We start from the raw sequence: 12,621 nt of genomic DNA, 5'->3' as shown, positions 1-12,621 counted from the left end.
GCCTCGCGCACCACAGCCGGCCGGAGGTATTCAGCTGATGGTGTTGCCACCATTAACCGCGATACGTTGTCCGGTCACGAACTTGGCTCGCTCGGACGCGAGAAACGCCACCGTGGACGCGACATCGTGGGGCTCGCCGCCCGTGCCGAGTGGCACGGCGGACACGTAAGCCGCATGGTCGGCCGCTGGCGTTGAGCGGTGCCGGTCGGTAGGTATCCACCCAGGAGCGACCAGATTCACGGTGATACCGTCCCCGCCCAGTTCTCGGGCCCAGGACCGCGTGAGACCAAGCTGTGCTCCCTTAGCCGCGACGTAAGCGCTGGCACGCGGAACACCAAGGTCAAAGACCTCCGAGCCGATGTGGATGATGCGCCCGTACCCGCGACGCCGCATCTCCGGCAGAACCTGTTTGGCGAGCAACAATGGGCTCTTCACGAAGAAAACGAGTTGATCGAGGATGTCCTGCCAGCTCAACTCCTCAACCGAGTGCTCGGGTTGTGGTCCGGTGGCGTTGCACACGAGTACGTCAAGCCGACCAAATCGCGCGACGATATCTCGATACAACATCGCGACCTGCCGTCCGTCCGTGACGTCGGCCCGGAACGTCTCCGCATTACCGCCAGCGGCGAGGATCCGGTCCCGCACCTCAGTCGCCGCATTCTGGTTGCGAACGAAGTTGATGGCGACCGCTATCCCGTCCGCTGCCAACTCCTCAGCGATCGCCGCACCCAGGCCCCGTGCGGCACCGGTGACGAGCGCTACCCGGCGAACTACGGACATCAGGCTGCCCCCAGCGTGGCGACCGCCTCGCGCACGGCCCTGATCATGTGCTGAATCTGGTCATCGGTGAGATGCGGATAGATGGGCAGCTGAACCTGGCGTTCGAAGTAGGTTCGCTCGGCAACCGGGCAGGATCCGTACTTGTAACCGAGCGCTCGGAACTCCGGTAACAGGTGAATGGGAAAATAGCGCAGGATGATCTCGACACCGTGGTGTTCCTGTAACCGCCGAATGAAATCGTCCTTCGGCACGCCAACGACGTCTGGGCAATAGAACAGCGTGTAAAGGTGGTAAACGTGTCGGGCATACGATCGTTCGGACTGTAGTTCAATTCCTGGCACATCCCGCAGTCCGGCGTCGAGCTCCGCGGCGATCGCCCGCCGGCGGTCATTCAACCGATCCAGCTTGTCGAGCTGCGCGATACCGAGTGCCGCACTCAGCTCGCTCATCCGGTAGTTGTTGCCAACCAGATAACGTCCTGCCACGTAGTCCATAGTGTACGAACGTCGAACGTGCGGGTCCCGGTAATACTCCGGTTGACGGTAGGGCCCGATTCGCGGGTCTGGACGTTCGTGCAGCTCGCCCCACACGTGCAGGGTGCCGAGATGACGCGCCTTGTCCGCGTACTGGTCGTTGTTCGTCACGAAGGCTCCGCCCTCGCCGGTCGTCATGTTCTTCAGCGAATGAAAACTGAAACAGCCGATGTCACCGATGGCCCCCACGCGCCGATCGCGGTATGTGCCGCCGGGAACATGTGCGCAGTCCTCGACCACCGTCAACCCGTGGCGACGAGCAATTTCCATGATCGGATCCATATCCGCAGCCTGCCCGCCATGGTGCACGACCCAGATCGACTTGGTTCGCTCGGTGATCAACGGTTCGATCGTGGCCGGATCGATCGTCAAACTGTTCGGGTCAATATCGGCGAACCTGATTACACAGCCCCGCGCCTGTAGTGGCCACGTCGTCACCCAGAAGGTCTGTGGCGTGGTGATGACCTCATCGCCTTCGGCGAGTTCAAGGGCTTGCGCGGCAAGGAAAAGCGCGGTCGTACAGGAACTCGTCGCCTGCACGTGCTTGGCGCCGACCACCGCACCGAACCGCCGCTCGAACTCCGCGTTGCATGGCCCGATCGCCAAGGTGTCCTGCGCGAGCGCCGCCGTTACGGCCGCGATATCCGTGTCGTCGAGCCGGTTGGACACCCCACTGTAGGGCACCACGAATGACTGAGCCGCCTTCGCTTCACTGATCACCGGCACACGGTATCTGAAGCGCTTCAGTGTAGGCAAGGGGTTGCTTTCCAGGCGATTGACGGGGGCGCGTCGACGCGACCCGCATGACGTGGCGCTGGCCGCTCTACAGCGCCGCACTGTATAGGTCGTTATACACATTTCTCGCCTGAGGTAACCCTCATCGGGCACTCCCCGCGCTTTGTGGTAGACCTCGCATCAGATGGCTACCGGTCCGCGCCACCCGGTCCGCTTTTTGTGGGGTTCCGACAACTCAGAGGCTTCGCCATGCGCGATGCGGAACATTGGTGTACCCGGCGGTAATCGAGCAAAGTATGGACAGACCTACCGGCGAGGCCGCATGCCCTGGCCCCGCCGTGATCGCCCGAGTACTTGGGAGGCTCCACCGGTGTTCAGTCGTGTCGCGATCGTCAACCGCGGAGAGGCCGCGATGCGGCTCATCCACGCCGTCCGGGATCTTTCGGCGGAAACCGGAACGCGGATCGAGACGATCGCGCTCTACACGGACGCCGACCGCAACGCGACCTTCGTCCGCGAGGCAGACGTCGCGTATTTTCTGGGAGCCGCTTCGGCTCGCCCCTACCTCGACTACGCCGTCCTGGAACGGGCACTGCTGGAGACCGAAGCCGATGCCGCCTGGGTCGGGTGGGGGTTCGTCGCCGAGGACCCCGCGTTCGCCGAACTGTGCGGCCGAATCGGAGTCACCTTCGTCGGGCCGAGCGCCGAAGCGATGCGCAAGCTCGGCGACAAGATCGGGGCGAAGCTGATCGCCGAGGAGGTCGGCGTACCGGTCGCGCCGTGGAGCCGTGGCGAAGTCAGCACGCTCGAGGACGCCCTGCGCGCCGGCGACAATATCGGCTACCCGTTGATGCTCAAGGCGACCGCGGGCGGTGGCGGTCGCGGAATCCGAATGGTGTCCTCGAAAGAGGACCTCACTGATGCCTACGAACGGACCAGCCAGGAAGCACTGCGTGCCTTTGGGTCCGGGGTGGTCTTCCTCGAACGCTTGGTAACGGGCGCTCGCCATGTCGAGGTACAGGTGATCGCCGACGGCGAGGGCACCGCGTGGGCACTCGGAGTTCGGGACTGCTCGGTGCAACGACGTAACCAGAAGATCATCGAAGAATCCGCCTCGCCGGTACTGAATCCCGAGCAGGTCGCCGACGTGAAAACGTCAGCCGAACGGCTCGCCGTCGCCGTCGGCTACCGTGGCGCCTGCACCGTGGAATTCCTCTACCACCCTGGCGAGCGACTCTTCGCCTTCCTCGAAGTCAACACCCGCCTGCAAGTCGAGCATCCGATCACCGAGATCACCACCGGTACCGATCTCGTTCGGCTACAGCTACAGGTGGCAAGCGGCGAACCACTCACGGGCGATCGTCCCGCCGAGTCGGGCCATGCGGTCGAAGCACGACTCAACGCCGAAGACCCAGATCGCGATTTCGCACCGGCCCCTGGCCGTATCGCCCGCCTGATGTTGCCAGCCGGTCCCGGCATCCGGGTGGACACCGGGGTCAGCGAAGGGGACCGCATTCCCGCCGACTTCGACTCGATGATCGCGAAGATCATCGCCTACGGCCGTGACCGGAATCAGGCGCTCGGGCGCCTGCGCCGCGCCATGGCCGAGACCACCGTGATCATCGACGGCGGCACGACGAACAAGAGCTTCGTCCTCGACCTCCTCGATCAACCGGAGGTCGTGGATGCCACCGCGGACACCGGCTGGATCGACCGCGCGCGCACCGAGGGCCGCCTGGTCGCGCACAAGAACTCGGGTGTCGCACTGGTCACCGCCGCCATTGAGGCCTACCAGGACGAAGAAGACGTGAGTCGGCAACGTCTACTGTCCACGGCGCACGGCGGCCGACCCCAGGTTCAGCACGAGGTCGGTCGGCCGTTGGATCTCAAACTTCGGGGAGTTGGCTACCGGGTACGGGTGGCCAGGGTCGGCCAGAAACGGTTTCAGGTGAGTGTCGCGGTCGGCGAGCACACTTACCCAGCGGAAGTAACGTTGGACCGCTTCGACCAGCATTGTGCTCAACTGCTGGTCAACGACCTGCGGTTCCGGATCGTCTCGGCCACCCACGGACCGATCCATCTGGTTGAAGTCGATGGAGTCACGCACCGGATCAGCCGAGACGAGGGCGGCGTCATCCGCTCACCAGCTCCCGCACTGGTCGTCGCGACGCCACTCGAAGTCGGTGCCGAGGTTGAGTCGGGCGCGCCGATCCTGGTACTGGAAAGCATGAAAATGGAAACGGTGCTGCGCGCTCCGTTCCGTGCCCGAATTAGGGAATGCCCGGTGTCGGTGGGCAGCCAGGTCGAAACCGGCGCTCCACTGATGCGGTTGGAGCCGGTCGCCGACGACGACGGTGCGGACGAGGATGCCGGAGTCACCGACACCGTCCACATCGATCTGCCCGCGATGTCGTCGATCGTGGACACCACCCGGCAGGTCGAGCAGGGCCTACACCAGCTGCGCGGCGCACTACTCGGTTTCGATATCGACCAGCCGGAGCGAAACCGGATACTCGCCGACTACCTGGCAGCACGATCCGAACTCGACGGACGGCCCGTCGAGGGCGAACTTGATCTACTCACCGTATTCGCGGATCTCGCCGAGTTGAGCCGGAACAAGCCGGCGGGGGAACTCGACAACGAACCGGCGAGCCCGGTACACAGTCCGCGGGAGTACTTCCACAGCTATCTGCAGAGCCTCGACGCGGATCGCGCGGGCCTTCCCGACGTGTTTCAGACGAAGCTGCGGCAGATGCTGCGGCACTACGAGGTCGCTGGCCTTGATCGCACGCCCGAGCTGGAAGCCGCGGTATTCCGGATCTTTCTCGCCCAGCAGCGCATGTCCAGCGACGTCGCGGTGGTGCTGGAGCTACTTCGCCAGTGGTTGGCCGGCGCCCCGCCAGTCGAGGCACTCAGCGAACGCGCTGGACTCGCCCTGGAACACGTGATCGAGGCGACCCAGGTGCGCTTTCCCGCGGTATCTGACCTCGCCCGCGGCGTGGTCTTCCGCTGGTTCGCTCAGCCGCTGTTGCGCCGCAATCGCGCCCAGGTATATGCCGCGGTGCGCGGCGAGCTGCGTTACCTCGACCAACATCCGGACACGCCGGATCGAGACGAGCGAATCCAGGCGCTGGTTGCCAACTCGGAACCGCTCGTCCGGCTGATCGGCCAGCGGATCGGCCGAGCGGATCGCGATCACGCACCGCTGCTCGAAGTGCTGACTCGCCGTTACTACGGCAACCGCGGTTTGTCCGAGGTCGCCTCGTCGACCACGAATGGCTGCCAGTTCGTCACCGCCACGCATTCGGGAACCCGTGGCATCACCCGCGTCATCACCACGGCGGTGGACATCGCCGCGTTGCCGAAGGCGATCGGCGCGATCGGCGGATTCGCCGGCGACGCGCCGGAACGCGGTGTTGTGGCCGATCTCTACGTAACCTGGGACGACCAACCAGATGCCGATGCGATGGCCGTTCGGCTCGGCGAACTTCTCGCCGAACAGGCGGTGCCCTCCGACGTCCGGCGGATCACCACCACGGTGGCGGGAACCAGCGGCGCCGTGATGCATCATCACTTCACCTTCCGTTCGGGCGACGGCGGCTCTGGTGGGACGGACTTCACCGAGGATCGGCTGATCCGAGGGCTGCATCCGCAGATCGCGCAACGCCTCCAATTGCAGCGGCTCCGGGAGTTCGAGCTCACCAGGCTGCCGTCCGCGGACGAGGAGATCTACCTGTTCAAGGCGGTCGCGCGCAGCAACCCCGCGGATGAACGGCTCTTCGCGATGGGCCAGGTCCGCGACCTGACACCGCTGCGCGAGGCGGATGGTCGACTGGTCGCGCTACCGGCGGTAGAGGAAGCGGTTAATGTCTGCATTGACGCGATCCGCAATATCCAGGCGCAACGCCCGCAGAACAAGCGGTTCGCCACCAACCGGATCATGATGTATGTCTGGCCGTCGACCGAACTGACCGCCAATGAACTCAACATGCTGGTGCAGCGAATCTTGCCGACAACCACGGGTGCCGGCCTGGAGGAAGTACAGTTCCTCGCCCGCCAACGCACCGCGGACGGGGAGCTCACCGAGGTGTCCGTCCGCATCGGCTTGACCGCCGAGCACGGCGCACGGCTGCATGTTGGCGAACCGCCAACCGAGCCCGTCCGCCCGCTCGATGACTACGGCCAGAAGGTGCAGCGGGCGGCGCGGCGCGGCACGACCTACCCGTACGAACTGACCGATCTGCTGGCAGGATCCACAGGCAGCTTCGTCGAGCACGATCTCGATGAACACGGCGTACTCACCCCGGTCGAGCGACCAAAGGGCAACAACTCCGCGGCGATCGTCTGCGGTGTCGTATCCACGCCCACGCAACAGCATCCGGAAGGTGTCACCCGAGTCGTACTGCTCGGCGACCCGACGAAGGCGCTCGGCGCGCTCTCCGAGCCCGAATGCACGCGGGTGATCGCGGCGCTCGACCTCGCCGAACGGATGGCTGTGCCGCTGGAGTGGTTCGCGCTCTCCGCCGGCGCGCGGATCTCCATGTCCTCGGGTACCGAGAACATGGACTGGGTTGCCGCCGCGCTCAAGCGGATCGTGACGTTCACCCAAGCCGGCGGTGAGATCAATATCGTGGTCGCCGGGATCAACGTCGGCGCCCAGCCATACTGGAACGCCGAAGCGACGATGCTCATGCACACCAAGGGCATTCTCGTGATGACGCCGGACTCGGCGATGGTGCTGACTGGAAAGCAGTCGCTGGACTTCTCCGGCGGGGTTTCCGCCGAGGACAACTTCGGCATCGGCGGGTACGACCGGGTCATGGGCCCCAACGGTCAGGCTCAGTACTGGGCCCCCAACCTCCCGGCGGCCCGCGATGTGCTGATGACGCATTACGACCACACCTACGTCATGCCGGGCGAACACACGCCGCGCAGGGCGAGTACCAACGACCCGGCCGACCGCGACGTCTCGGATTATCCGCATACGGACGCGGGAAGCGACTTCAACACGGTCGGCCAGATCTTCTCGGCCGAGCACAACCCGGACAGGAAGAAGCCGTTCGACATTCGCACGGTCATGCGGGCGCTGTCCGATCAGGACCATCCGGTGCTGGAACGCTGGGCGGGAATGGCCGATGCCGACACTTCCGCGGTGCAGGACGTGCACATCGGCGGCTGGCCAGTCTGCCTCGTCGGCATCGAGTCGAAGTCGGTACCCCGTCGCGGCTTTCCGCCCACCGACGGGCCCGATGCCTACACCGCGGGGACCCTGTTTCCCCGGTCGTCGAAGAAGACGGCCCGCGCGATCAACACGGCTTCCGGTAACCGGCCGCTGGTAGTGCTGGCCAATCTGTCCGGATTCGACGGTTCGCCGGAGTCGTTGCGCAAGCTGCAACTGGAGTACGGCGCGGAGATCGGCCGGGCGATCGTGAACTTCGAAGGGCCGATCGTGTTCTGCGTGATCTCGCGGTACCACGGCGGGGCTTTCGTGGTGTTCTCCAAGGCGCTCAACCCGAATATGACCGTACTGGCGCTCGAAGGGTCCTTTGCCTCGGTGCTCGGCGGTGCACCGGCGGCGGCGGTGGTGTTCTCGGGTGATGTCAACAACCGCACCGCGAACGATCCGCGGGTTACCGAACTACAGACCCAGCATGCGGCGGCCAGCGGTGCCGAACGAGCGGCGCTGAACAGCAAACTGGCCGAGGTGCAGTCGGCGGTCCGCGCGGAGAAACTCGGCGAGGTCGCGGCCGAGTTCGACCAGGTACACAGTATCCAACGCGCGGTGGAGGTTGGCTCCGTCGACGCGATCGTCAGTACCGCGGACCTGCGACCGCGCATTATCGAAGCCATCGAGCACGGTATGAAGAAGGTGCCCGGCGACTAGCCGGCAGCTGGTGTGGGGAGTGCGCGGGTCGGCCACAACCGTGCCCGGCGGTACGGTGATGGTGTCGATGAGGACTTGAGGAGTTGCGATGATCCGCCGCGTACTCGCCAACTGCACGGTCAGTGAGCTGGGCCAGGCCGAGGATTGGTACACCCGCCTCTTCGGCCGCGGACCCGATGCTCGTCCGATGGCCGGGCTTATCGAGTGGCACCTCGGCGATACGTTCGGCGTGCAGGTGTGGTCCGAGCCCGCCCGCGCCGGACACTCGTCGGTGGTGCTCGACGAAACGGATCTCGACGACGCCGCCGCGCATGCGACCGACGTGGGCATCAAGCATGGCGGACCGCAGGCCGGCGGCGGGGCTCGTATCCTGCAGCTCACCGATCCGGATGGCAACCGGGTGGTGCTGACTGGCCGCTGACCGGCCAGGCGGGCACCGCTTCGTCGCTAGCCGGGCTTACGCGCCTCGATCAGCGTCCGCGAGGAGTGCGCGATGAACGCGCCCTCGGACTCAATACGCTGGTGCATCGCATACAACTCGTCACGGTAGGCGTCCGTGGTGAACCCCGGAACCGTCCAGATCACCTTGCGGAGGAAATAGACAACCGCGCCGATATCGAAGAACTCCACCCGTAGGCGTTCCTGTCGGATGTCGACGATGTTCAGCCCCGCTGCCCGCGCTTCGGCGCTTTCCAGATCGGGATGACGTTTCTGCCGGGCTTCCGGCTGCGGGCCGAGGAAGTACTCCACCAGCTCGAACATGCTGGCCGACCCCACATGCTGGGCCAGGTACGTGCCGCCGGGGCTGAGCACTCTGGCGATTTCCTGCCACCAAACGCTCGCCGGATGCCGGCTCGTCACCAGGTCGAAGGCACCATCCGCGAACGGTAACGGCGGCTCGTCCGGATCAGCGACCACCACCACTCCGCGCGGCCCCAACAGCTTCGTCGCCTTCGCGACATTCGGTGGCCAGGATTCGGTGGCGGCCATTGTGGCGGGATATGTCGCGGCACCCGCGAGGACTTCACCGCCGCCGGTCTGAATATCCAAAGCGGACGAAACAGACGGTAACCGGCTGCTCATCTGTTGCTGATAACCCCAGGACGGACGCTGTTCCGTAGCCCGACCGTCCAACCAGGAAAAGTCCCAGCCACTGACATCAACAGCACAGGCCTCGGCAACGAGGGTATCGAAGGTATCAGTCACTGGCGCATCATTCCCTACCGCACGCGCGCCCGCATCCCGATTAACCGGCTGTGTTATGCCCCTGCGGACGGGAACATCCGCGTGATCGAGACATCGTCACCATCCGGTACCCGCCACTTCCCTACCATCCGGTCGATAACCATGTTCTGGAACCGATGCAGCGGTTCCTCGAACCGGTAACACATCCGTCCTCCGGTATAGCCCGAATTGGCAAGACCGAGCTGTACCCGCTCAACGATCTCCAGATCCTGACGGTTGACCAGATCCCAGAATCCCGCCAGCTGTTCCAGGTTCGCTTCGGCGTCCGCGCCAGCAACGCTTTCCGGATGCGTCAGAATCACCGCATCCTCAACTGTCCGGTCCGGCCCGGATGCCTCGGCGCGCAGGACGAACGCATGATTCGGCAGCACCACGATGGCTGTGTTCGGGAACAGCCAGACGAATCGACCAGCGTTGGCATCAGCCGCTCCGAGGCCGGACATGGGCGGCAATCCCTGCCAGCCGCCCGCGTCGGTATTCCGCGAGATGGGCGTGGTGCACATTCCGGTGTACATCCCCCTGCCCTGCCATCGGTAGTGATCCTCGAGCCGGGAGACCCGAATGAGTTCGGGGTGCACCCATGGAAGGTGGTAGTACTCCATGAAGTTCTCGCCGACGAGTTTGTAGTTGGCTGCCACGTCATAACGTTGACGACGCTGCACACGCCATTCCGCCAGCCGGTAGTCGGCAAACCGCTCGGGTAGGTCGCCGAGTTGTTCGGTCAGCGGCTCCGCGCCCAGATCGAGGTTGACGAAGACAAGGAACCCCCAGGACTCGACGCGCGCCGGCAGCAGCCCGTAGTCGGCTTTGTCGAAGCCCCGTACCGCGGACATGTCGAAGACACCCTGCTGGTCCTCCGGGATGTCGGAACCTTCGAACAGCGGGGTGCCGAGACAGCGTCCGTCGAGATCGTAGGTCCAACTGTGGTACGGGCAGCGGATCTTGCGGGTGCGTCGCACGTCGGCGCCGGCATCGAGAAGTTGGGTCCCACGGTGGCGGCAGACATTGTGCAAGGCACGCAACTCACCCTGCCGGTTACGCGTCACGATGATCGACCGCCCAGCCACGTCGGCGACGATCACCTGTCCGACCTCAGCCACCTGTTCGGTAAATCCCACCGCGATCCAGCTGGTCGCGAAAACCCGCTGTTGTTCAATCTCGAAGAACGCCGGCGCGGTGTAGGCATCCGGGATCAGGGTGGTGGCCTGCTCTACGGGCAATCGGGTGTCCTGGTACGTCGCTTCATCCGTGAACGCCTCGCTCGGGAGGGGCCGTCGGCTGAACTCACCGCTCGCCGCATCGCTCCGCATCGTCGACTCCACTTCGTTCGAACAGGACCAGATCTTCGGGTTCCCTTATGGACACTGGATGATCGAAAAACGGGTGCGGGAAAGTTGGATTCTGCACCGACCACGACGGTGTGGAATTCAGGATGAAGAGGCACGTCCGTCAACGTCTATCGCAGAAAACTGCATGTGACCGTGTACGGTTCGAACATGATTGACCGTAGGCTCACCGTGCTCCGTGCGGTAGCCCGGCACGGCACCGTGACCGCCGCCGCCGAGGTCTGTCACCTCACGCCATCCGCCGTGTCGCACCAGTTGCAGGCGCTGGCCCAGGAACTCGACGTGCCGCTGGTGGAACGCGTCGGCCGTAACGTGCGCCTGACCCCGGCCGCGCACGCGCTGCTCGCGCATGCGGACACCCTGATCGCGCAATGGGAGCAGGCTCGGGCAGACCTCGCGGCCTATCGGGACAACGCGCTGACCGGCCCGCTGCGGCTGTGCGGGTTCTCCTCCGCGGCGGCGGTGCTGCTACCGGCTACCGTGACCCAGCTACGGGACACCAGTCCGCAGCTGACCGTGCAGGTCCGCGAGGCCGAGCCGCGCCGGGCATTCGACCTGCTCACCAGTAACGACGTGGACATCGGTGCCGTGGTGGCGACTCAGGACATCCCGACGGCGACCGATCCGGCCTTCGAACAACACTTCCTGCTGCATGAGCCGCTTGATTTGCTGGTTGCCCGCGAACATCCGCTCGCGCGCACGCCGAGTACCGCCCTCGCCGACGCATCGACACAGCCCTGGATCGTTGGCACTCCGGGAAGCGCATACCACCAATTGGTTTGGCTGACATGCGCCAGTGCCGGGTTCGTACCGCATGTCGCGCACTACGCCGATGAATGGGACACCGGCGCCGCCTTGGTTGCCCGCGGGTTTGGCGTCGCGCTGATACCTCGCCTGGCGCATGTGCCAGAGGCGCATCAGCTCGCGCGGCTGCCACTGTCCGGGCACCCCGCGCCAACTCGCCGGTTGCTCGCCGCCGTACGTGCCGGATCCGGCGAGCAACCGCATATCGCCGCGGGCCTCGCCGCACTCCGTGATGTCGCCGCCCGCTACGTCGCGAGTACCCGACCGCAAGATCCAGGAAGCGCGGTCGACTAGCCGGGAAGGTGGCTTCCGGACCGCGCATGGGTATCGGCGGCGGACAGCAACCGCTCGGCCAGCACGCGACAGCGTTGCCCTAGTTCCGGAGGGTCGATGACCTCGAACTGGTGTCCGAGCAGGAGTATGTGCGCGACAAGGTAATCGAGGCTGTCCGCGCCACTGCGCACTTCGCAGCTCGCGGGTCCGCGTGGCAGCACTACGGCGGCTGATGCCGGTACCTGGGCCCGCACCTGCTCGGCGGCGGCGTACACAAGAAACCGCGCTTGGTGTGGGTAGCCTCTGCTGGCTACGCCTTCCTGCACGTAGCTGACTGGGTCTGGTGTCACGCGCGGCCGGAATCGCCACGATCGCGCGGATACCTCGCGCATCCGATCGACTCGGAAGGTGCGCCAGTCCTCGCGATGGAGATCGTAAGCCAGCAGATACCACCGCCGGCCAGAGGAGACCAGTCGATACGGCTCAACCCGCCGGCTCCGTAGCTCGTCATGGGCGGGATAGTCGAAGCCGATCTCGGTCTCGTCGCGGCAAGCTCTGGCCAACGTCATCAGCACCACGGGATCGGCCGGAGTACGCCCGCCGGCGAAGGAAGCAACTGAGCCGGCCAGCGCGGCCACCTCCGACCGCAACCGGCTGGGCAACACTCCGTCGAGTTTGGTCAGCGCGCGAAGCGCGGCGTCGCCGGCACCGGCGACGGCATCGCCGGCGCCAACCAGCAACGCGACCGCCGTCGCGATTGCCTCCGCGTCGTCGAACAGTAACGGCGGCAGGTCGCGGCCGCGACCCAGCTGGTAGCCGCCGCCGACCCCATGGCTCGCCTGAACCGGGTAGCCGAGAGAACGCAGCCGTTCGATGTCCCTTCGAACGGTGCGTGTGGTGACGCCGAGGTGGTCGGCGAGTTCCGGCCCTGCCCAGGAGCTCCGTTGCTGGAGCAGCCCAAGCAACGCCAGCACCCGCTCCGTCGTTCCGCGTTCCACACCAGCGGTCGCGTCCATCGCAG

At 65.2% G+C, this 12,621-nt stretch carries 8 protein-coding genes; 3 read left to right on the top strand and 5 right to left on the bottom strand.

What is annotated here, in order from left to right; translation table 11 throughout:
* Window positions 1-30: 30 nt before the first annotated feature.
* Window positions 31-780: an SDR family NAD(P)-dependent oxidoreductase gene (locus EV191_RS16685; protein WP_132878008.1), complete on the bottom strand. Its 750-nt coding sequence runs from the start codon at window positions 778-780 to the stop codon at window positions 31-33.
* Window positions 780-2,033 (bottom strand): DegT/DnrJ/EryC1/StrS family aminotransferase, encoded by a 1,254-nt coding sequence (locus EV191_RS16680; RefSeq protein WP_165912981.1) that lies wholly within the window; start codon window positions 2,031-2,033, stop codon window positions 780-782. The genes EV191_RS16685 and EV191_RS16680 overlap by 1 nt, the downstream gene beginning before the upstream one ends.
* Before the next feature lie 385 nt (window positions 2,034-2,418).
* On the opposite strand from EV191_RS16680, the gene EV191_RS16675 reads away from it, so the two are divergent.
* Together EV191_RS16675 and EV191_RS16670 are read left to right on the top strand one after the other, a co-directional pair.
* The gene (locus EV191_RS16675) at window positions 2,419-7,932 is read left to right on the top strand and encodes an ATP-binding protein (RefSeq protein ID WP_132878006.1); all 5,514 of its coding nucleotides are present in this window, start codon (window positions 2,419-2,421) and stop codon (window positions 7,930-7,932) included.
* An 88-nt stretch (window positions 7,933-8,020) separates the two neighbouring features.
* On the top strand, window positions 8,021-8,353 hold the full coding sequence (locus tag EV191_RS16670; protein ID WP_132878005.1) for a VOC family protein: 333 nt from the start codon (window positions 8,021-8,023) through the stop codon (window positions 8,351-8,353).
* Between the two features lie 26 nt (window positions 8,354-8,379).
* Here the strand turns inward: EV191_RS16670 and EV191_RS16665 are convergent, their stop codons facing one another.
* Together EV191_RS16665 and EV191_RS16660 are read right to left on the bottom strand one after the other, a co-directional pair.
* Window positions 8,380-9,138 carry a class I SAM-dependent methyltransferase gene (locus EV191_RS16665; RefSeq protein WP_132878004.1) on the bottom strand — a complete coding sequence of 253 codons (759 nt, stop codon included), beginning with the start codon at window positions 9,136-9,138 and terminating at the stop codon, window positions 8,380-8,382.
* Between the two features lie 53 nt (window positions 9,139-9,191).
* Window positions 9,192-10,487 (bottom strand): aromatic ring-hydroxylating oxygenase subunit alpha, encoded by a 1,296-nt coding sequence (locus tag EV191_RS16660; protein ID WP_132878003.1) that lies wholly within the window; start codon window positions 10,485-10,487, stop codon window positions 9,192-9,194.
* 186 nt (window positions 10,488-10,673) lie between these two features.
* Between EV191_RS16660 and EV191_RS16655 the strand changes: the two genes are divergently transcribed.
* Window positions 10,674-11,621: a LysR family transcriptional regulator gene (locus EV191_RS16655; protein ID WP_132878002.1), complete on the top strand. Its 948-nt coding sequence runs from the start codon at window positions 10,674-10,676 to the stop codon at window positions 11,619-11,621.
* On the opposite strand, the gene EV191_RS16650 is transcribed toward EV191_RS16655, so the two are convergent.
* The gene (locus EV191_RS16650; RefSeq protein WP_132878001.1) at window positions 11,618-12,616 is read right to left on the bottom strand and encodes a helix-turn-helix transcriptional regulator; all 999 of its coding nucleotides are present in this window, start codon (window positions 12,614-12,616) and stop codon (window positions 11,618-11,620) included. The genes EV191_RS16655 and EV191_RS16650 overlap by 4 nt on opposite strands.
* Window positions 12,617-12,621 lie beyond the last annotated feature (5 nt).

It is taken from the genome of Tamaricihabitans halophyticus, from assembly GCF_004340875.1.
Classification (GTDB): domain Bacteria; phylum Actinomycetota; class Actinomycetes; order Mycobacteriales; family Pseudonocardiaceae; genus Tamaricihabitans; species Tamaricihabitans halophyticus.
This window is presented reverse-complemented; position numbering and strand designations above follow the sequence as displayed.

Coding starts and splice junctions, on each gene's coding strand:
- EV191_RS16650 (WP_132878001.1), bottom strand. CDS start 12,616: ATGGACGCGACCGCTGGTGTGGAACGCGGAACGACGGAGCGGGTGCTG.
- EV191_RS16685 (WP_132878008.1), bottom strand. CDS start 780: ATGTCCGTAGTTCGCCGGGTAGCGCTCGTCACCGGTGCCGCACGGGGC.
- EV191_RS16660 (WP_132878003.1), bottom strand. CDS start 10,487: ATGCGGAGCGATGCGGCGAGCGGTGAGTTCAGCCGACGGCCCCTCCCG.
- EV191_RS16655 (WP_132878002.1), top strand. CDS start 10,674: ATGATTGACCGTAGGCTCACCGTGCTCCGTGCGGTAGCCCGGCACGGC.
- EV191_RS16670 (WP_132878005.1), top strand. CDS start 8,021: ATGATCCGCCGCGTACTCGCCAACTGCACGGTCAGTGAGCTGGGCCAG.